This is a genomic window from Actinomycetota bacterium (assembly GCA_030776625.1).
Lineage (GTDB): Bacteria > Actinomycetota > CADDZG01 > CADDZG01 > WHSQ01 > MB1-2.
Genome location: JALYHL010000008.1, coordinates 15,074 through 34,934 on the forward strand (window position 1 = coordinate 15,074; position 19,861 = coordinate 34,934).

At 64.9% G+C, this 19,861-nt stretch carries 23 protein-coding genes and 1 riboswitch; of the genes, 8 read left to right on the plus strand and 15 right to left on the minus strand.

All coding sequences use genetic code 11. The features are described from left to right. The first annotated feature begins 3 nt into the window (after positions 1-3). Genes M3N53_12405 through M3N53_12420 form a run of 4 tightly spaced genes read left to right on the plus strand, consistent with a single transcriptional unit; the run spans position 4 to position 3,721 of the window. Positions 4-768, plus strand: a complete 765-nt coding sequence (locus M3N53_12405) for an ABC transporter permease (protein ID MDP9069129.1) — start codon at positions 4-6, stop codon at positions 766-768. A 51-nt stretch (positions 769-819) separates the two neighbouring features. After that, positions 820-1,536 (plus strand): c-type cytochrome, encoded by a 717-nt coding sequence (locus tag M3N53_12410; protein ID MDP9069130.1) that lies wholly within the window; start codon positions 820-822, stop codon positions 1,534-1,536. Then, positions 1,533-2,381, plus strand: a complete 849-nt coding sequence (locus M3N53_12415) for a Rieske (2Fe-2S) protein (GenBank protein MDP9069131.1) — start codon at positions 1,533-1,535, stop codon at positions 2,379-2,381. Before M3N53_12410 ends, M3N53_12415 begins: the two co-directional genes overlap by 4 nt. After that, positions 2,378-3,721, plus strand: a complete 1,344-nt coding sequence (locus M3N53_12420) for a cytochrome bc complex cytochrome b subunit (protein ID MDP9069132.1) — start codon at positions 2,378-2,380, stop codon at positions 3,719-3,721. Before M3N53_12415 ends, M3N53_12420 begins: the two co-directional genes overlap by 4 nt. A gap of 6 nt (positions 3,722-3,727) precedes the next feature. Here the strand turns inward: M3N53_12420 and M3N53_12425 are convergent, their stop codons facing one another. Genes M3N53_12425 through coxB form a run of 3 tightly spaced genes read right to left on the minus strand, consistent with a single transcriptional unit; the run spans position 3,728 to position 6,448 of the window. Further along, on the minus strand, positions 3,728-4,126 hold the full coding sequence (locus tag M3N53_12425; protein MDP9069133.1) for a cytochrome c oxidase subunit 4: 399 nt from the start codon (positions 4,124-4,126) through the stop codon (positions 3,728-3,730). Then, positions 4,119-5,744, minus strand: coding sequence for a cytochrome c oxidase subunit I (ctaD, locus tag M3N53_12430; GenBank protein ID MDP9069134.1), 1,626 nt, complete (start codon positions 5,742-5,744; stop codon positions 4,119-4,121). Before ctaD ends, M3N53_12425 begins: the two co-directional genes overlap by 8 nt. Next, positions 5,744-6,448 (minus strand): cytochrome c oxidase subunit II, encoded by a 705-nt coding sequence (coxB, locus tag M3N53_12435; protein MDP9069135.1) that lies wholly within the window; start codon positions 6,446-6,448, stop codon positions 5,744-5,746. The genes ctaD and coxB overlap by 1 nt, the downstream gene beginning before the upstream one ends. 48 nt (positions 6,449-6,496) lie before the next feature. Between coxB and M3N53_12440 the strand changes: the two genes are divergently transcribed. The 3 genes from M3N53_12440 to M3N53_12450 are packed head-to-tail and all read left to right on the plus strand — an operon-like array spanning position 6,497 to position 8,684. Continuing rightward, complete coding sequence (locus M3N53_12440; protein ID MDP9069136.1) at positions 6,497-7,531, plus strand: phosphotransferase family protein; 1,035 nt, start codon at positions 6,497-6,499, stop codon at positions 7,529-7,531. Continuing rightward, complete coding sequence (locus M3N53_12445; protein ID MDP9069137.1) at positions 7,528-8,193, plus strand: HAD family phosphatase; 666 nt, start codon at positions 7,528-7,530, stop codon at positions 8,191-8,193. The genes M3N53_12440 and M3N53_12445 overlap by 4 nt, the downstream gene beginning before the upstream one ends. A 32-nt stretch (positions 8,194-8,225) precedes the next feature. Then, on the plus strand, positions 8,226-8,684 hold the full coding sequence (locus M3N53_12450; GenBank protein MDP9069138.1) for a hypothetical protein: 459 nt from the start codon (positions 8,226-8,228) through the stop codon (positions 8,682-8,684). A gap of 61 nt (positions 8,685-8,745) precedes the next feature. Here M3N53_12450 and M3N53_12455 read toward each other — a convergent pair whose 3' ends face one another. From M3N53_12455 to M3N53_12500, 10 genes are all read right to left on the minus strand, one after another. After that, the gene (locus M3N53_12455; GenBank protein ID MDP9069139.1) at positions 8,746-8,907 is read right to left on the minus strand and encodes a hypothetical protein; all 162 of its coding nucleotides are present in this window, start codon (positions 8,905-8,907) and stop codon (positions 8,746-8,748) included. Positions 8,908-8,992: 85 nt separating this feature from the next. Next, the gene (locus M3N53_12460) at positions 8,993-9,496 is read right to left on the minus strand and encodes a YajQ family cyclic di-GMP-binding protein (protein ID MDP9069140.1); all 504 of its coding nucleotides are present in this window, start codon (positions 9,494-9,496) and stop codon (positions 8,993-8,995) included. A gap of 10 nt (positions 9,497-9,506) precedes the next feature. Next, a complete protein-coding gene (locus M3N53_12465) occupies positions 9,507-9,866 on the minus strand; it encodes a response regulator transcription factor (protein MDP9069141.1) in 360 nt (119 codons plus the stop codon). Between the two features lie 59 nt (positions 9,867-9,925). Further along, on the minus strand, positions 9,926-10,780 hold the full coding sequence (locus M3N53_12470) for a transporter substrate-binding domain-containing protein (protein ID MDP9069142.1): 855 nt from the start codon (positions 10,778-10,780) through the stop codon (positions 9,926-9,928). Between the two features lie 9 nt (positions 10,781-10,789). Next, complete coding sequence (locus M3N53_12475) at positions 10,790-11,596, minus strand: amino acid ABC transporter permease (protein ID MDP9069143.1); 807 nt, start codon at positions 11,594-11,596, stop codon at positions 10,790-10,792. Then, complete coding sequence (locus tag M3N53_12480; GenBank protein MDP9069144.1) at positions 11,596-12,255, minus strand: amino acid ABC transporter permease; 660 nt, start codon at positions 12,253-12,255, stop codon at positions 11,596-11,598. The genes M3N53_12475 and M3N53_12480 overlap by 1 nt, the downstream gene beginning before the upstream one ends. Before the next feature lie 42 nt (positions 12,256-12,297). Beyond that, complete coding sequence (locus M3N53_12485) at positions 12,298-13,221, minus strand: glutamate ABC transporter substrate-binding protein (protein MDP9069145.1); 924 nt, start codon at positions 13,219-13,221, stop codon at positions 12,298-12,300. Positions 13,222-13,288: 67 nt separating this feature from the next. Then, positions 13,289-14,017: an amino acid ABC transporter ATP-binding protein gene (locus tag M3N53_12490; protein ID MDP9069146.1), complete on the minus strand. Its 729-nt coding sequence runs from the start codon at positions 14,015-14,017 to the stop codon at positions 13,289-13,291. A gap of 72 nt (positions 14,018-14,089) precedes the next feature. Further along, positions 14,090-14,365: a CopG family transcriptional regulator gene (locus M3N53_12495; GenBank protein MDP9069147.1), complete on the minus strand. Its 276-nt coding sequence runs from the start codon at positions 14,363-14,365 to the stop codon at positions 14,090-14,092. Further along, positions 14,362-15,477 (minus strand): hypothetical protein, encoded by a 1,116-nt coding sequence (locus tag M3N53_12500; protein ID MDP9069148.1) that lies wholly within the window; start codon positions 15,475-15,477, stop codon positions 14,362-14,364. The genes M3N53_12495 and M3N53_12500 overlap by 4 nt, the downstream gene beginning before the upstream one ends. 196 nt (positions 15,478-15,673) lie before the next feature. Here M3N53_12500 and M3N53_12505 point away from each other — a divergent pair, with 196 nt between their 5' ends. Continuing rightward, on the plus strand, positions 15,674-17,407 hold the full coding sequence (locus tag M3N53_12505) for an N-acetylmuramoyl-L-alanine amidase (GenBank protein MDP9069149.1): 1,734 nt from the start codon (positions 15,674-15,676) through the stop codon (positions 17,405-17,407). A 117-nt stretch (positions 17,408-17,524) separates the two neighbouring features. Here the strand turns inward: M3N53_12505 and M3N53_12510 are convergent, their stop codons facing one another. Further along, a complete protein-coding gene (locus M3N53_12510) occupies positions 17,525-18,001 on the minus strand; it encodes a CAP domain-containing protein (GenBank protein MDP9069150.1) in 477 nt (158 codons plus the stop codon). 14 nt (positions 18,002-18,015) lie between these two features. After that, a riboswitch (cyclic di-GMP riboswitch) is annotated at positions 18,016-18,098 on the minus strand. A gap of 92 nt (positions 18,099-18,190) precedes the next feature. Then, on the minus strand, positions 18,191-19,825 hold the full coding sequence (locus M3N53_12515; GenBank protein MDP9069151.1) for a serine/threonine protein kinase: 1,635 nt from the start codon (positions 19,823-19,825) through the stop codon (positions 18,191-18,193). Positions 19,826-19,861: the final 36 nt, after the last annotated feature.

The following is a 19,861-nucleotide window of genomic DNA, read 5'->3' on the forward strand; positions in this document are numbered from 1 at the left end:
GACATGTCAGCGCTGAACGTCACCTGGGGGATCACGCAACGTAGCTTGATGTTGATCCCGCGGTTCCCGTCGACCTTCGTTCCCTCTCTGGTGATGCCGGTCTTCCTGCTGGTCGCGTTCGCCGGAGCCTTCTCCGGGCTTGTCGCCGTCCCCGGTTTCCCGGCCGAGAAGATGATCGACTGGATCCTTCCGATGTCGACGCTGCAGGGCTGCGCGTTCGCGGGCGTCACGACCGGGATGGCCGTCGCGCGCGACCTCGAGAACGGCTTCTTCGATCGTTTCGTGATGAGTCCCGCCCCGCGCGGTGCGTTGCTCGCCGGCCCACTCGTGGCCTCGGTTCTCCGGGCGCTCTTCCCGTTGGTGCTATTGCCGCTCGTGGGGTTCCTCGCGGGCGCGCACTTCAAGGGAGGGTTTATGACGCTCGTGCCGCTCGCGGTCGCCGGCCTCGGGATGGCGCTGATCGCGGGGCAGTGGGCAGTGGGGCTCGCGCTGCGCACCCGGAGCCAACAGGCCGCTCCGCTCATGCAGATGGCCCTGTTCCTCGGCTTCTTCTTGTCGACCGCGCAGATGCCCCTGCACCTGTTGACAGGTTGGGTCTACGCCGTGGCTCGCTTCAACCCCATCACGAACGTCCTCGAGCTGGCGCGCCAGGGCTTCCTCGGAGACGTGAGGTGGGAGAGCACGTGGCCCGGCCTGGTGTCGCTGGCCGGAATGGCAGTGGTGCTGGGGCTCTTCGCCCACCGCGGCCTGCGCAAGATAGTCCCCTAACGCGCGCCCACAGCCCCCAACAACGAGGGGGGCGGGTAGGGTCCGTCTGTGGTGGCTGCTCTGCGTGTTGTTGCCGTTGCGGCCGTCTTGTGTCTCGGCTCGGTGCCCGCTCTTGCTCAGGAAGCCGATGGCGAGCAGCTTTACGTCGAGTCCTGCGCGTCGTGCCACGCGGTCGACGGCTCCGGCTCGGAGTACGGCCCCGATATCCGAGGCTCCGGCGAAGCCGCGGTGGACTTCCAGCTGCGTACGGGACGGATGCCGCTCGCCGACGTGAACGAGCAGACGAGGCGCAAACCGCCGGCGTTCTCACCCGAGGAGATCGGTGCTCTCGTGGAGTACGTGGGAAGCCTCGGGTCCGGCCCCGATATCCCGTTCGTCGACCCCGCGGCAGGAGACGTAGCCGCAGGCCAGCAGCTATTCGTGGACAACTGCGCGGCCTGCCACGGCGCGACGGCCAACGGTGGCGCGGCGGGCGTGGGCGCGCTCGCGCCGGGTCTGTACCAGGCCGCCGCTCTCGACGTGGCGGAGGCCGTCATCACGGGACCCGGCGAGATGCCCGTCTTCGACTTCGACCAGCACGAGCTGAACGCGATCGCCCGCTACATCGCTTACCTGCAGGAGCGAGATGCTCCGGGAGGCGCAGACATCGGCGGTATCGGTCCGGTTCCCGAAGGGTTCGTGGGGTGGGCCCTCGGGATGCTGTCTCTAGGACTCCTCTGCTACCTCATCGGGAGCAAGGCGCGGGCTTCGCGCCAGGACGCCCAATGAAGGCCGAGCGGCTCGTGGCGATCGCCTTCGGCCTCAGCGTCCTGTCGTCGCTCGGGCTCGTAGCCGTCTACGTCGCCGGGGGCGACGCGCAGGTGGAGGGTGTGTTGCTCGGCCTCGCGCTCGGGGGACTCGGCGCCGGGATCGTGGTGTGGGCGACGAGGCTCCTCCACGAGGACGTCGTGACGGAGGAACGCGGCCCCTTGGGGTCTCCGGCGGCCCGGGAAGACGCCGCCGAGGTCCTGGACGACCCCGATCTCACACGGCGCTCCATGCTCGTCCGGATGCTCATCGGGGCTTCGGGAACGCTGGCGGCCGCGCTCGCCATCCCCGCGCTGTCGCTAGGACCTCGTCCCGGCCAGAGCCTGTTCAGAACCCAGTGGGTGGCCGGGAAGCGACTGGTCGACGTTGACGGCAACCCGGTGCGCGCAGAGGAGGTCCTTCCGGGCACGGTGCAAACCGTTTTTCCGGAAGGAGGGGTCGGGGCCGCCGACGCGCAGACCGTTCTCCTCAAGGTGGACCCCGCGGCTCTTCGTTTACCCGAGGGGCGCCAGGAGTGGGCGCCAGAGGGCGTTCTCGGCTACTCCAAGATCTGCACCCACGCCGGCTGCCCCGTCGGTCTCTACCGGGCCGAGAGCCACGAGCTCCTGTGCCCGTGTCACCAGTCGACCTTCGACGTCCTCATCGGCGCGGTGCCGAACTTCGGGCCCGCAGACCGGCCGCTGCCTCAGCTCCCGATCGACATCGACGAGGAGGGTTATCTGATCGCGACCGGCGATTTCTCGGAGCCCGTCGGACCGGGGTTCTGGAACCTGCAACAGGACGAGGGCGAGGACCGGGCCTCGTGAAGGTATTGCGGTGGCTCGACGAGCGGCTTGGCGTGGCGGCGCTCGCCCGCAAGGGCCTGCGCAAGGTGTTCCCCGACCACTGGTCGTTCCTGCTGGGAGAGATCGCGCTCTTCTGCTTCGTCATCCTGGTAGCGACGGGGACCTTCCTCACGCTGTTCTACCGCCCGGATTCGGTTCCCGTGACCTACGAAGGCCCATATGCACCGCTGCAGGGACAGGAAGTCTCTGCGGCCTACGAATCCGTGATGCGCATCAGCTTCGAGGTGCGGGCGGGCCTCGTGATGCGTCAGATCCATCACTGGGCGGCGCTCGTGTTCGTCGCGGCGGTGATCGTTCACGCCATGCGGATCTTCTTCACCGGCGCCTTCCGCAAGCCGCGCGAGCTGAACTGGATCGTCGGCGTTGTCCTGCTGATCCTGGCTCTGGCGATGGGCTTCACCGGTTATTCACTGCCGGACGACCTTCTCTCGGGAACGGGTCTTCGCATCGCGTACAGCGTTCTCATCTCCGTCCCGTTCGTCGGGCCGTACCTCGCGTTCCTCGCGTTCGGCGGCGAGTTCCCTGCGGAGGGAGTCATCTCGAGGCTCTTCGTGCTCCACGTCATGCTGTTGCCGGGGATCATCATCGCGATGATCGGCGTGCACCTCGCGATCCTGGCGCGCCAGAAGCATGCGCAGTTCGCCGGCGGCAAGGCGACGGAGAAGAACGTCGTGGGAAAGCCCTTTTGGCCGGGCCAGGCATTCAAGTCGGTGGGTCTCTTGCTGCTGACCGGCGCGGTGCTCGCGTTCATGGGCGGCCTGATCCAGATCAACCCGGTGTGGGATTACGGACCTTTCGATCCAACCGTGGTCAGTGCCCCCGCTCAACCCGACTGGTACATCGGATGGCTGGAGGGGGCACTGCGTCTGTTCCCGCCGTTCGACCTGACCCTGTTCGGCATATTGATCCCGTCGCCGTTCATACCGGGTGTCGTCGTGCCCGGCATCGCGTTCGGCCTCATGACGCTGTGGCCGTTCATCGAGGCGCGCATCACCGGCGACCACGACGAGCACCACCTGTTGAACCGCCCCCGCGACGTGCCCTTCAGAACCGGCATCGGCACCGCCGCGTTGCTGTTCTTCTTGATACTCACGATCGCTGCCGGTAATGACGTGATGGCGATCATGTTCAACGTCCAGGTGGAAGCCGTGACGAACGTGCTGCGCATAGCGGTGTTCCTCGTGCCGGCGCTGGGTGGCCTGATCGCGCACCGCATGAGCCTTCAGTTGCAGACCTCGGCCCATCTGGCGCTCGGCGAAAAGGTACGTGTGAGGCGGAACCCCGAAGGCGGCTTCGACTGAGAAACCTCAGTCGGTTTCGCTGAGCCAGCCCCATCCACTGGCGAACGCGACACCCGCTCCCGGTATCCAGAGCCAACCGCCGTAGATCAGGCCGAGCCCGATCAGTACCAGCCCCACGGACGCGACGACGGGCCACGCACTAGCGGTCGGGAAGACGTCCTCGTCCAACATCAGTGGCCGGTCGTGCGGGCTGTCGGCAAAGCCAAACAGAGCCCGAACGTTCTTTCCGCCGCGACGGGTTGCGCGTACGCTCACCGCGACGATCCCGAAGAAGAACAGCGAGCTCACGACAACACCCGCGAGCAGCAGCGACCCCGCCTCTTCGTAGCTGATGAACCAGTAGATCGTTCCGATCAGGATCGTGAAGAGGGCGGACCGCAGGAAGAACCGGAGCTCCTCAGCCATCGTTGGTCCCGTGCCGTGCGTCGAACACGGGCCGCTCCGAGGTGATCGGAGGAAGCCGCTTGAAGTTGTGGTGCGGAGGGGGAGAGCTAGTCGCCCACTCCAGCGTGTTCCCCTGCCAGGGATCGTCTCCTGCGGGATCGCCGCTCTTCATCGAGACCAGGAAGTTCGCGATGAACACCAGGATCGACAGCGCCAGGATCGCGGACCCGATCGTCGACAGCAGGTTCATCGTGTCGAACCCACTGGCCGCGGCGTAGTCGGGGATCCGCCGTTGCATACCGTCCAGGCCGAGCTGATGCATCGGGAAGAACGTGATGTTGAACCCGATCAACATCAACCAGAAGTGGAGCTTCCCGAGCCTCTCGCCCATCAGGCGCCCGCTCATCTTCGGGATCCAGTAATAGAGGGCGGCGAACATCGCGAAGACGGTGCCTCCGAACAGCACGTAGTGCATGTGCGCGACGACGTAGTACGTGTCGTGGACGGCGTAGTCGATCGGTGGCGATGCGACGAAGATCCCGGTGATCCCCCCGATCAAGAACATGAACAGGAATCCCATGGTGAACAGCATCGGCGTCGGGAACCTCAGCTGTCCTCTCCACATCGTCGCGATCCAGCTGAAGAACTTCACGCCGGTCGGGACCGCGATGAGCATCGTCATCGCGCTGAAGAAGGGGTTGTCCACGGAGCCGGTGGTGAACATGTGGTGCGCCCACACAGTGAAGCTGTAAGCACCGATCAGCAGCGTGGCGAACACGAAGCCGCGGTAGCCGAACAGCGGCTTCCGGCTGAAGACCGGGATGATCTCCGTCACGACCCCGAAGAAGGGCAAGATCACGACGTAGACCTCTGGGTGCCCGAAGAACCAGAACAGGTGCTGCCACAGGATCGGGTTGCCGCCTTGCGCCGGATCGAAGAACCCGCCGCCGAAGTTGCGGTCGATGAAGAGAGCCGCGAGCGCCGCGGTCAGCACCGGGAAACTGAACATGATCAGCGCGAGCGTCACGATCATGTTCCAGATGAAGATGGGGAGCCTGAACATCGTCATGCCCGGCGCGCGCATCCCGAAGATCGTGGCCATGAGGTTGACGGCGCCCAGGATGCTCGAGGTCCCGACGAGTATCAGGCCGATTATCCAGAGGTCCACGCCGGCGCCGGGAGTGTAGGTCGAGTCGGACAGCGGCGCGTAGCCGGTCCACCCGAAGGACGCAGCGCCACTCGCGGTGAGGAAGCCGGAGAAGACGACGAGGCCCCCCAACGCGTACAGCCAGTACGTCAGCGCGTTCAACCGGGGGAATGCGACGTCGGGCGCCCCGACCTGGAGAGGGACGAAGTAGTTCGCGAACCCCGCCACGAGCGGCGTCGCGAAGAGAAGCATCATTCCCGTGCCGTGGATGGTGAACGCCTGGTTGTAGGTCGACTCGTCCATGATCTGCAGCCCGGGTTGTGCCAGCTCCGCGCGCATCAGAAGCGCGAGGACCCCCGATGCGATGAAGAAGACGACCGCGGTCACCAGGTAGAGGATCCCGATCCGCTTGTGGTCGACGGTCGTCAGCCAACCGACGATGCCGGTTGGAGGGTCCGTCGGCCGCGCCAGCGCGGGGTCGAGCGTAGCCATCAGATGTCAGAGCTCGCGTCGCTCAGCCACGATTCGAACTCCTCCGGTGTCACGACCTCGATCGTAAAAGGCATCCGGTGATGCAGCAGCCCGCAGAACTCGGCGCACGCTCCGTCGTAGGTGCCCTCTTCCAGTGCGAGGTCCATCCGGGTCACCCGGCCCGGGATCGCGTCTCTCTTCATCAGGAACTTCGGTATGTAGAAAGCGTGCACCACGTCGGCCGAAGTAAGACGCAGGGCCACGTTGCCGGTCGGCATGACCACCTCCGCCGGCTCCTGCGGCGTCCCGACCACCTCCACGTTCGTTCCCTCGTACGTGAACCGCCACCCCCACTGGTAGCCGACTACCTCGACCACCGCAACGGGTTCCGGAACCTGCTCGTTGATGTCGGCCAGTGTGAATGCCGACAATGCGAACAGCACGACCACTATCGCCTGCGGGATCGCGAACCAGGTGATCTCGAGCTTGAGGTTGTGCTGGAGTTGCTTGGGCAGCTCTTCGGCCCCCGGCTTCGCGCGGTAGCGCACGATGCTCCAGCCGATCAATCCCGCCGTGACGACGAAGACTGCCGCTGCTATCCAGAAGAAGATGTCGTAGAGCTCGTTGATCTCGCGGCCTTGCGGGGTGGCGGCCGTGGGCGCGCACGACGTGAGCAGGGCGAGGGCGACACCTCCGCTTAGTAGTGTCGTCCGCCGCGATGCCATTGCGCTGCAGCGTACTTAACCCACAGAGGTCCTACATGAAGAAATCACGTGCCTGAGCTTCCGCAGCTGGTCGACGAGCAAGCTCTCACGGACTATCTGAACGAGCACTTCCACAGCAGGGCCGACCTCGTCGTTCAGAGACATCAAGCGGGCCACTCCAACGAGACCTTCATCATCCTGAGGGGTGGCCTTCAGGAGATGGTGCTGAGACGTCCTCCACTGGGTGCTTTCTTGCCGTCGGCGCACGACGTGGCGCGTGAGTTCCGGGTGATGCAGGCTCTCTACGGGACGCCGGTGCGGGTGCCGCAGCCGCTGTGTCTATGTGAGGACCAAAGCGTCATCGGCGCGACCTTCTATCTCATGGAGCGCGTCCAGGGGATCGTCATCCGCGATCGCCTTCCGGCGGGATTCGACGAAGAACATCGGCGTCGCGTCGGCGAGGAGTTGGTGGACGCGTTGGTCGAGCTTCACGCGGTAGATCCCGCTAGTTGCGGCCTCGACTCCTTCGGGAAGCCGACCGGCTACCTCGAGCGCCAGCTGCGCCGCTGGACGGGCCAACTCGAGCTGACCCTTCCGTTCACGAGACCTTTGCCCGAACTCGAGAAGGTGGGGGAGTGGTTGCGGCAGAATCTGCCGGAGTCGCCGCCGACGACCGTCGTTCACGGCGATTACAAGCTCGACAACGTCATGTTCGCCCCGACTCCGCCGGCGCGATTGCTGGCGATCCTCGACTGGGAGATGTCCACCCTCGGTGACCCGCTGGCGGATCTGGGGTGGATGACCTCGTTCTGGATCGATCCATCGGATCCGACCGACGACCTGTTCGCCCGCACCGCCGCCGTCACGCGGCTCCCGGGCTTCATGAGGCGCGGCGACCTGGTGACGCGGTATCGCGACGCCACGGGCCGCGCGACCGACAACTTGAGCTGGTATCAGGTACTGGCGATCTGGAAGCTTGCGATCCTGTTGGAGGGCTCGTATGCGCGCCACCTAGGCGGTATGACCGACGACCCCTTTTTCGCCCAGATGGAGGAGGGTGTTCCGTTGCTCGCCCGCCGGGCTCTCGAGGTCGCGGCGGCATGAACGCGTACCGGGCACTGATCGTCGACTTCGGAGGTGTCCTGACGACGCCTCTGCAGGACGCGATGGCGCGTTTCTCCGAGGAGCACGGGATCGAGTTGCAGGACCTGGTCCGCGTCGCGCTTGCCGCATATACAGAGGAGGGCGACGATCTGGTGGTTCGTTTCGAGCGCGGCGAGATGGGAGACGCGGAGTTCGCGTTGGCGTTCGCGCAGCGTCTGGCGCAGGCGACCGGCAAAGAAGTGGACCCGGAGCGCCTGGTGAGCCGCCTCTTCCGTGGACTCCAGATCGAAGAGGCGATGGTCGACGCGGTGCGGAGAGCCAGAGCCGCGGGGGTCAAGACCGCCCTGCTCTCGAACTCCTGGGGGCTCGAGTTGTACCCGAGGGCGGTCCTCGAGGAGGTCTGCGACGTGGTCGTCATCTCCGGCGAGGTAGGGCTGCGCAAGCCCGACCCGGCCATCTTCGAGCTCACAACCGGGAAGCTGGACCTCCGCCCGCAGGAGTGCGTGTTCGTCGACGACCACCCGGGTCATCTCCGCGCAGCCCAAACGGTTGGGATGACCACCGTGCTGCACCGAAACCCGGCCGAGACCATCGCCCAGCTGGAGGAGCTGTTTCAGCTGGAGCTGATGAGCTCAGGCAGGAGCGGCGAGCCCGGCCCCTAATCCTCCTCCGTAGGACTTCAAGGAAGGCTGACATGCGCAAGACGATGACGGTTGTGTTGAGCGTGGTGCTTTTGATCGCCGCCGTCGCGCTCCCTCACGCAGGGGCGGGACCGGCGAAGAAGAACACCCGCAAGGCCTCGGGCGCCTACGAGCTGCCCGCGATCGGTGTCCCAGGAGCCGGCCTCTGTGCACGGGGCACCATCGGCTGCATCCCCTTTCCGTTGGCGCAGGGTGAGAAGTACGTCAGCCTGACGATCAACGACTCCACTGGTGCCCTCGTGTTCGCCTCGATCACCCAGGACATCGACGGCGACAACATGCCGGACGAGTCCGTGGACATCTGCGGAAAGACCGATAAGCCGATCAAGGTGAAGCCGGGTGTCGAGGTACTCGTCTTCATCTGGGAGGGTCCGGGCATGGCGGAATCCGGTGTATGCCCGGGGGCATCTTCCTCCGGCACGATCGACGCGGTGTTCTCGAACCTCCGCTAGCGCCGAGGTTCTGAGGGCTCGAATGGTCGTATAGCGACCACACGCGCGCTCAAAACCGGCGCTAGGGGTTGGAGAGCGTCGTCTTGCGTAGCTCGATCTCTTCCCTGGAGAAGCCACAGCTGTTGCACTCGAGGGCCTGACCCGTCATCCCGTAGTCGCGGACGACCTCCATCGTCTCGCCGCACTCCGGGCACACGTCTTCTACGGATTTGTCGGCGAGCATGTGTCGACTCCTTGTGTCGCGGCCTCTGGGACAGCGGTACCCAGTTGCAGCGGGGTTATCCGCGTCGGCGGGAAGTCCTGCCTGTTTACCGGTAGTTCGTGTACTGCAGAGGGATGCCGAAGTCGTTCGACTTCAGCGCCTCGATGATCTCCTGGAGAGTGTCGCGCGACTTCGAGGTGATTCGCACCTGGTCGCCTTGAACCGACGCCTGCGCCTTTGTCTTCATGTCCTTGACGAACTTCACGATCTCCTTCGCCTTCTCGGTTGAGATGCCTTGGTTGATCGTGAGCGTCTGCCGCGATGTTCCGCCCGCGGCCGGCTCGATCTTTCCGGGATCCAGCGCCTTGATCGCGATCTTCCGCTTCACGAGCTTCTCTTCCAGCACTTTCACGCAGTCCTTCACCTTCTGCTCGGTGTTCGACCGCACGACGATCGTGGGTTTATCTCCCTGCTCCGTCAGCTCGACAGCGGATCCCGTGTTCTTGAAGTCGAAACGTTGTGAGATCTCACGTGACGCTTGGTCCACCGCGTTGCGGACCTCTTGCAGATCGACCTCGGATACGACGTCGAAGCTCGAGTCTTTCGCCATGGGCGAGAGGTTATCGGATGAAGCTTTGCAGCAACGGCATGAGCTCCGTTACGCGTTCCTTGTTCAGATAGGCATCCGCCCACTCCGGTTGCTTCTCCAGCATCGCGGAGAACGCGACGATCTTGGATTCAGGCGAGATGCTCCTGAGCAGCTCCGCCGTGCCGGCGCCGTCGAGGCGCGGCATCATGTAGTCGAGGATCACGATCGAAGGCTGCTCGCGGAGTGCTATCGATACCGCTTCGACCCCGTTCGCCGCTTCACCTACGACCGTCATGTCGTTGGTCTCGCACATCAGACGCAAGACGTGGCGTATCTCCTCGTCGTCGTCCACGATCAGAACGCGCCTGGCGCGATCGCTTGTTTCCGTCATAGGAAGACCATCTCATGCACCAAGCTCTATGACCAGAGCGGGTTTGGCCGCCGAGCGGGCTACAGGTCCGACGGATATAAAGCGGCCGCTTCCTCCGCGGTGATGACGGGTGGGTCTACCTGTACGCCGAGCCCTAGGCCGATGCTGTCGTCGAAGGCGTCCTGCCACACGCCCTCTTGCTCCGCAAGGAAGAAGACGCCGTTGACGTAGTCCGTCCAGGCCGCGGCCCCTCGCTCGATGACGGCGCCGATGCCCTCCGTCGTCAGCTGGTCTCCCACAACCTGGAAGCGCTGGGGAGACGACAGCCTCAACCCGGCGAGCAGGAAGTCCGAGCCTGTGGCCGCCACGACACGGCGCTTCTTCAACATCGACAGGCACGTCAAGGGGTCGGCAGCAGTGATATCGAGGTCCTCGTTCAGTTCGTCGAGGCTCACCTGCGTCTCCTCGTCTGCGAAGGAGCACACCTTTCCCGATAGCTCCTCCACCGTCTGCGCTCCGTCGAACGGCGTCAGAAGTCGCTGGTGGGAGACGTAGTAGGGGTCCGTGAACTGGTGTTTGCGGACGCTCGCCTCCGTGATCGGGACCGCGGGGAAAGCCACGTCCGCCCGTTCCTCTTCCGGCAGCTCCAACAACTGCGTGGACGATCCCGTGATGAAGCGGGCCTCGACCCCCAAGGTGTCGGCGAGGTAGCGACCGAGCTCGGCCGTGAAGCCTTGCGCCTCGTCGTTCTGGTCGACATAGCCCAACGGGTAGGCGTCGTCTGCGACCGCGATCACGAGGTGGCCGCGGGCTTGGATCTCGCCCATCACGGTCTCCTCGTCATAGGGGCGTGAGAGGTCCAGCACCGGTTCGGGCGGCACACACGCGGTAAGCAGGATGACGAGGACGCACAGCGATGAAACGCGGGGTGGCATGACGACGCCTTACCTGGTGTCGGTGTCGAGCGCCACCTGGTCTTCCAGACCCGTCACCCTTTCGACCTCGATGCCGGTCGTCTGGCGCTGCTTGATCTCGAGCCGCTTGGACAGCCTCGACAGGCCGTAGTTCAAGATGGCGAACATCGTGCCCACGACGAGGAACACCTGAAGCAGTGGGACCTCGACTCCGCAGGTGAAGGGAAGGCAGCTTCCCAGGATCCGCCCGTGGCGCATGACCTCCTGGATCGAAAGGATGCTTATCAGCGTCGTGTCTTTGTTGAGCGTGATCAGCTGCGAGACCGTCGCCGGGACCATCCGACGGAGTCCTTGGGGAAGGATGATCAGGCGCATCGATTTCCAGTAGGGGAGCCCCAACGCAGAGGCCGCCTCACCTTGCCCTCTCTCGAGCGACTGGATGCCCGCGCGCATGATCTCGGCGATCACGGCGGAGTTGTAGAGCGTGAGCCCGATGATCGCAGCGAGGATGCGCCCGTTCTGGAACGCCTCGGGAAGCCACGTGGGAGCGACGTCTTGGTATGCCTGCTTCCACGAGGCCGGCAGGCTGAGCGCGAGGTAGAGAAGGATGAAGATCAAAGGCAGGTTGCGCCAGACGTCGATCCAGATCCCCGCCGGCCCCTTGATCACTGGGTTCTTGGCGATCCGCGCCAGCGCGAGCAGCAGCCCTATGGTCAATGACAGCGCCATCGCGATCAGCGCCAGCTCGATGTTGACGATGAGGCCGTCCAGCAGGAACCGGAAGCTGTTGCCGCTGAACAGCCACTCCCAGCGGTCGGGCGCGAACAGGTAGTCCATCACCGGCGGATCGCCAGACGCTTCTCGAGGTAGCGAACTATGAAGGTCGCGGTCACCGTCAGGATCAGGTAACCCAGAGCGGCCCAGAAGAAGGACGCGTGGGCGTTAGCGGTCAGCGCTGCGGTGATGCGCCCGGTCTTCAGCAGGTCGGGGATGGCGAGTGCGGACGCGCCCAGGATCGCGGAGTTCTTGATCATGGCGATGATCAGGTTCCCCAACGGCGGGATCACCGTCCGGAACGACTGCGGGAGGACGACCTTCTGCAAGGTCTGGCGGTAGGTGAGACCTAAGGACAACGACGCATCGATCTGCCCCTTGCCGACGGCGAATACCCCCGACCGAAGCGTCTCGGCGATGTAGGCCGAGGTGTAGAGACCCAGCGCGAGGGTTCCCGCGACCCAGGGACCGATGTTGAAGACCTGCGGGAACCCGAAGAAGAAGATGAAGATAAGAACCAGCAGCGGGATGTTCCGGAAGAACTCCACGTACACGGTCCCGATGCGCTGCAGCGCTTTGGCGGGCGCTACCCGGAATGCAGCGATGATCGTGCCCATACCCATCGCGATCACGAACGAGATCGCGACGAGCCGGCACGTGATGAAGAAGCCCGAGCGGAATTCTGGGAGGTGCCTTTGGAACACCTCCCAGAATTCACCCATCGTTCAGCTTCCTTTATGCAGTCGTTGCGGCTTGGGAACTGGCTAGCAGGTCTCCGAGCACGGGTAGATCTCCAGTGCGTCCTCCAGCGTTAGCGTGGAGGGATCTTCGGCCTCTTGACCCGTGTACTTCCCGATCCACTTGTCGTAGAGCTCCTGCCACGTGCCGTCCTCGAACGTCCCCTCGATCACACCCGAAACGAACTCGGCGAACTCGGTGTCCTTGTCCTGAACGCCGGCGCCGTACGGGTCCGTTGTCAGCTCCTCGCCCACGATGTGGAGGCTGGGGTCCTGCTGCAGGAAACCGGCCAGGATCACGTCGTCGGTCACCATCGCGTCGACCTGGCCCTTCTGCAGGAGCGCGAAGCACTCGGAGTACGAGTCGACGATCTTCGGGTCTGCGTCCGGCATCTGCTCGGGCAGGACCACCGTCTGGTACGTCGAGTCCAGCGCCGTGCACACCTTCTTGCCCGCGGTGTCCTCGGCGCCCTCGATACCCGAGTCCTTCGCCGTCAGGATCCGGCCGTGGGCAATGTAGTAGGGACGCGAGAAGTCGATCTCTGCATCGCGGTCCGTGGTGATCGTCATCGTCGACAACACCAGGTCGACGGTGCCTTCCTGCAGGAACGGGATGCGGTTGTCCGAGATGGCTTCTTCGATCTTCAGCTCCACGCCGAGGTGGTCCGCGATGATCTGCGCCATGTCGGGGTCGAAACCTTCGACGTCACCCGTCTGCGGGTTCTTGAAGCCGAACAGCGGGACGTCGAACTTCGTTCCGACGATGATCTCGCCCTTCTCCTGGATCTTGCCCATCGTGGTGTCTGCCGGGAACTCCTCTACCTCGTGCTCGGGCTGACTTGCAGTGTCACCCGTGTCACCGCCGGTGCCCGTGCCGCCATCGTCGCCACACGCGACGCCGACGAGCGCCAGCAACGAGAGGACCGCGATCAACAACTTCCACCTCTCCATACTGCGCACTCAACCTCCCCCTTTCTGAGCCACGACTCCGTGACTCAACATGGTTCTCTATCTCCCTTTAGTGGTGCAGGATCTTGTCGACGAAGTCCTTCGCTCGCTGGCTCTGGGCGTTGGTGAAGAACTCGTCGGGCGGGCCTTCCTCGACGATCTTTCCTTCGTCGATGAAGATGATGCGGTCGCACACCTCACGCGCGAACCCCATCTCGTGCGTGACGACGACCATCGTCATGCCGGAGTTCGCCAGGTCCCTCATGACGTCCAAGACCTCCCGGATCATCTCAGGGTCCAGCGCCGAGGTCGGCTCGTCGAAGAGCATCAGCTTCGGCTCCATCGCCAAGGCGCGCGCGATGGCTACGCGTTGCTGTTGTCCTCCGGACAGATCCGCCGGATACGCGTCCGCTTTCTCGGGGATACCGACCCGCTCGAGCAGGGCTACTCCACGCTCCTTCGCCTCCTCGCCCGAGACCCCCTTCACCTCCGTCGGACCCAGGGTGATGTTCTGGAGCACCGTCTTGTGAGGGAACAGGTTGAACGACTGGAAGACCATCCCCATGTCAGCGCGCAGCTCGTATATCGACTTGCCCGCTTTGGCGACCGACCGGCCGTCGAATCGGACGTCGCCCGAATCCACCGTCTCCAGCCCGTTGATGCAGCGCAGCATCGTCGACTTGCCCGACCCAGACGGCCCGGCGATCACGATCGCTTCGCCCTGGCGGATGTCCAGGTTGATGTCGTCCAGCACCACGTTCGAGCCGAAGGATTTCTTGACGTGGTCGAACTCGACCAGGTTCCCGCTGTTTGAGTTGCCCCCCATAGGGGCCGGAGTGTACTTGAAGACGACTACTCAAGTAGTAGGCGGCTACAGATATCCCAGCGACTGGAGACGCTGCCGGATGGCCTCGATCTCCTCCGGCGACAGAGGGTCTACGTCGACGGAGGCGGGCTCGTCCTGGCGGGGCGCGATCGGGCCCTTGCCGGTCCCGCCATGGTGGGAGACGAGGTCTCGCAGCACGTAGACCGCGAACTCCGTGACGGAGTGGAAGCCCGAGCCGCTGATCACCTGCTTCAGCTGCTCGTACAGCGGCCTCGGGATCTTGAGGGTGACCTGCGTCTCGGTCCCTTCCCGCTTGCTCATGTGATCCCTGCGAGGACGATGATCGAGACCGGGATCAGGAAGAGGGCTCCGGTGAATGCCGCCAAACGCGCTCTACTGCCCACGACCTGTCGTTGGAACCGCCATACCTGAGACTTCACCGACGGGTAGGCGAACTGGAGCAGGATCAAGCTGACGATCGTCGTCCCGAGGATGCTCGCGAGGACGATCCGGATGGACGGGGGCGAGTTCAACAAGAACGCGGCCAGAAGGGTGTCCCCGAGCGTCGTGATGTTCGCCCCGATGATGTACGGAAGGATGTTCTCCCTCTTGACGTACCCCTTGGCGACGAGCGGGACCAGCACCGCCAGTGCCACCGAAACGGACATCGCCACGAGCGCGACGAGGCTGCCCAGACCGAACATCGGCCACTTGCTCTTCAGCCAGGACATTCGGGAGCTTTCGATGGTCTCGTCGCTCAACTCAGGCACCACGGTGTCGATCAGCTTGAATGCCACGAGGAGAATGGCGAGTCCACCCACGAACAGGAGCGCGGCGGGGAGGTTCTCGATCTTGGCCAGAAGATCGGCGTAGATGAAGTCGATCAGGTCCGTGAACTGCGCCGGGAACTGGACATCGATGCTGCGGAAGGGACGCCAACGGAGCAGGGTGTAACCGAGGAGGCCGCCGGGCACGTAGATGAGCGCGGTCGCCGAGAGGGCGATTACGGCGGTCGAAACGGGCGCCATGCGCTTTCCTTCACCGCCTCGCAATGCGTAGATCACGGCCACCAAGAGAACGACGAAGGCAGCTCCGAGGCGCGAGCCGGTGAGCATCGTGAACCCCTCGGCATCGGATATGGAGCCAGCGGCGACTAGCGTGAGGGCCGACGCAGCTACGGGCGAACCTGAGAGGACGAAAAGCGCGCCGACCCAGCCCAAGCCGAACGTGGACGCGGCGTTGTTCACGAGGAAACCGTCGTTGTTCAGGACGCTCAGGCTCGCCGCACCCATCTTCATCACCTGCAGGGCCCCTACGAAAAGGAACAGGGCGGAGAGGAACCGCAGGGACCACCAGGCGGTGCCTGTGACCCGTGCCGCGTAGGTGGCCGCGCGCGAGGCTGGGGCGGCCGGGGCCAACCGTGTCTCATCCATGTCACCCTTATAGCACTCCTATAGGAGTGTTCAGGTGAGGAATAGCGCTCCTCGACCCGACGTTTCGCCTCCGGGACCGGGGCCGGACGTGTTTAAGCGGCGCAAGCAACGAACGGGGGCGCTCGTTCGACCTAATGGACAAAAGCGCGGGAAAGGGTGCCTTGTGGTGGAGGAGTGTTCTAGCGTAGGTCGCTGTATGCGGGTGGCGGAGCAGCGGTGGTTGAAGGTGGTCGTGGTGATAGCGGTGTTCGCCGCGGTCTTGGTGCCCGCGCTCGCCGCCCCCGCGCGGACGATCTCGATCCCTCGAACGATGGCCGCCACGCGGGCGCTCGGTCTGCCGGCGCAAGCCCCCCAGGCGGTGACCTTCCACTTCCCCGCCACGCACATCGGCTTTTCGTGGGTCGGAGATGAAGGGACCGGCGTGCGCTTCCGCGAGATCTCGGCGAGTGGCCACAGAGGCGAGTGGCAGCGGGCTCCGCAGGCTCACGACGCAGAGCGCGGGGATCAGCACTTCAGCGGGGTGATCTCGCTCGATCGCGCGCTGGGGATCGTGTGGCAGGGCGTCGAGCGTGGAGGCGCGTCGATGGGCCCGGTGATCCTCGATTACCTGAACACGCTCGACGGCGAGCGCTACCTCCAGCAGGTTCCTGCGCTGGCAGAGGCGGGTGTGGGCACGCCCGACATCGTCACGCGAGCCGAATGGGGCGCCGACGAGTCCGTGAAGAGCACGAGCGGTGGGTGTACGAGGACCTTCTACAAGGTCCAACAGCTCTTCGTCCATCACACCGCCGGCAGCAACTTCGACACGCACCCGAAGGCGACGATGCGAGCGATCTACTGGTATCACACCGTCCGCCAGGGCTGGTGTGACATCGGCTACAACTTCGTCATCTCGCCCGACGGCAGGGTCTTCGAAGGGCGCTGGGCGCGCAACTACGCACCCTTCGAACATCACGATTCCGAGAGCCGCGACGGCCGCGTCGTCACCGGCGCGCACGTCTCCGGCTACAACTCCGGAAGCGTCGGTATCAGCCTCATGGGCAACTACTCGCAGGTAGAGCTGCCGCCCGCGGCGCGCCGGTCGCTTGCCGAGCTCCTCGCGTGGGAGGCGGACCGCCACAACCTCGATCCACAGGGGACGCATACCTATAGCAACCCCGAGACGGGCACCCGCAAGAAGCTCCCGTACATCGCTGGACATCGCGACGCCGGATACACCGAGTGTCCTGGCAACTTCGTGTACGCGGCGTTGCCAGCCATCCGGAAAGACACGAAGGCCGCGATGGGGGCCGGGAAGCTTTCGACGCAGCTGACTCTGGCCCCGACCGCGCCCGCGATCCGCTTCGGCGAGAGCGCCACGTTTACAGGAGCGCTCACGGACGAAGCGGGCGCTCCGATGCCGGCGCGCGCGATCCGTTCGTACGTGAAGGTGGCGGGCGGGCTCTGGACGGCCGGACCCAGCACCGTTACGGCGGCAGACGGTTCGTACGCGCTGACCATCACCCCGAAGAAGAACTCGAAGGTGTTGGCGATCTACGACGGAGACACCATGACGTGGGGCGCCAGCAGCGACGTCGCGGCCGTCAAGGTCCGGCCTGAGGTGACGCTGCAGACGGAAGGCGGAACGCCGGATGTCACCGGTGTGGCGCGGTTCCCGAGTGGAACGACGTCTGTGCCGCTGTTCGGCAACGTCAGGCCGTCGCACGACGGGCATCCTGTGGTTCTGCGGGTCAGCCGGGTGAACCCAGACGGCACCTACACGTTGCTGTCCAAGCTGGAGCTGACGCTCGACGACGCCAGTGGGTACCGAGTGGACTACGTCTTGCCGCAACCCAGTGGCGGCAGCTACCGCGCACTTACGTGGTTCCCCGGCGATGCCGATCACCCGAGGTCGCCGAGCCCAGAGCTGCGCTTCGTCGTCGACCCGTAGTTCCGGGCGGGAGGCGGCGGGAGCTACGCGAAAGACCCCCGCTGGGAGGTCGAGGGTCTTTCGCCTTGCTATGGCCCTGCTGGGAGACAGGGAGTGTGATGGTCCTCTAGGTCGCTCTTAGCAGAGGGGGCTGCCGGGGTCGCTTCGGGCCTCGAAGATCACGGTCACCCACATCCGGCCGTCTTTCTTGATGACGCCGACGCCGACGTGGCGGAAGCTGGGGTAGACGACGTTGTCGCGGTGGGCGGGCGAGTTCATGAACGCGTCGTGCAGTGAGGCGACTCCGCCGCCGACGCCGACGTTCTCGCCAAGGGTGGACCAGTTCGTGACCCGCCGGCGCAGCGTGTCAGAGGGCGTGTGGTACAGGCTGTTCGCGCGCACCATCTCGCGGGTGTGGACCTTGGCCGCCTTGGACAGCTCGGGGTCGAGGCGCAGGTTGTCGACGCTGGTGCGGGCGATGTTGATCAAGCTGGCGAACTTCCGCTCGGCGCGGTTGGGGCTGTAGCACGCAGCCGAGGCTGTTCCGGCGGGGATCAGGGTCGCCAGCAAGAGGCTGGCGAGCGAGGCGGTGAGACACCGCTTGAAAACAGACACAGCGAACCTCCCAGTTCGGTAGCTGGGCTACCCCTCCGTCCGGGAGGGGCCCCTGGCTTTGCGCCCCTGCGTTGCCACAGGTTTGCCTTTTCGTCGGGACCTTCTCGTTGCTACATAGGTATTCGGCGGGACCGGGCTATAGCTTGAGCGATCCGGTGCCTCTTTCTGACTAGTTCGTCGCTCTACGCTCTATGGCAGTACGAATGAGGCTTTGAAGCTCTCCCACAGGTCCTGGGACTCATCCCACTGGTCCTCGGGTGTCTGGAAGTTCAGCGCGAAGCCGTATTCGCCGTCGGCCGTGACGAACTGAAGGTTGTAGGCGTGCTGGCCCTCGTACGTGTACTCCCACAGAGCGGCGTTGTCGGTCCCGGCGAAGGTGGTCTCGGTCAGCTGCACCCGCTCGTAGTCCGGGTGGCGCGAGGCGAAGCTCGGCTCTCCCGACTGCTCTATCTGGTCGTACGCGTCGGGCCCGGGGGTCTCGGTGTAGTCGATCCTCAGGTACCTGCCGGTGCCGGCTTCCTTGAAGTCGGTGCGCGTATCGAGCGGGACGACATCCCACCCGCTGGGATACGAGATCTGATAACCCACCGCGGGGTCCTCGTAGGTGGTCGTCGCCTCCGCCGGGGGGTCCGCAGGGGCCGCGTCGTCGGCTTCGTCTGCCGGTGCGGCCACCTCTTCGGCCGTGTCCTCGGCGGGTTCCCTTGCACCGGCCGCTGCGCCTCCGCGCCGGCCTTGACCGGCTGGTTCTTCGGTGGCGTCGTCCCCACCGCCCAGCTTCGGGATGAGAAAGGCGGCGAGCAGCCCCAGCACCACGAGAGCCGCGAGCCAGGCGAACCAGGGGCGGGAATCGCTGCGAGGGTCTGTTCGAGGGGCGGGACGTGAATGGATGCGCTGCGGTTGGGGTCGCGGCCTGGTCGCTCCGCTCCGTTCGTCGACCATCGTGGCCGCCGCGGCCGCGGCTACCGCCGTTGCGGCTCTTGTGTCGGGTGCCGTGTCGGTCTCGGTCCCGGAGGCAACCTGTTGGAGCAGCGTCCGCAGCCGCGCGGCCTCCGGACGGTCCGCTGGGTTCTTCGAGAGCAGCGCCGCGATCACGGGGGCGAGCGCTCCGGCTCTCGTCATCGGACGAGGCTCGTCGTGCACCACCGCGGTCAGCGTCGGGATCGCAGCGCCGCGATCGAACGGCGCCTCCCCCTCGACGGCGTAATACAGCGTCGCGCCCAGCGCCCAGAGGTCCGACTCGGGGCCGGAGGTGTCCTGACTCGCTTGCTCGGGAGCCATGAACGACGGAGAGCCCAGTAGGAGCCCCGTAGCGGTGAGGCGCGGATCTCCTTTGACAGACGCGATGCCGAAGTCCGCAAGCTTGGCTCGTCCCTCTGGGGTAATCATGACGTTGCCCGGCTTCACGTCGCGGTGCGTGATGCCGTACCCGTGCGCCGCCTCGAGAGCGTCCAGCACGTCCCGGCCGATCGAAGCCACCCGCTCCGGCGCCAGCGCGCCTTGTGTCTTGACGAGGTCGTCGAGGCTGGGCGCGTCTACGAGCTCCATCACGATGAACGTGGTGCCGCCTTCTTCTACGACGTCGAAGACCGTCACCGCGTTCGGGTGACTGAGCCTCCCCGCGGTCTGGGCCTCTCTCATGACGCGGTTCTTCATCGCGCTCGAGTCGTCCTCAGAGAGGGCCGGCGGAAGCTTCACCTCTTTGATCGCGACCTGGCGTTTCAGGACGTTGTCGGTGGCGCGCCACACGGTCCCCATCCCGCCCTTGCCCAACTGGTCGCGCAGGACGTAGCGACCAGCGACCTGCCGCTCGGTTGTATGTGGCATGGGTCGGTTGTTACCCCTCACCTGCTGCTTTATTCG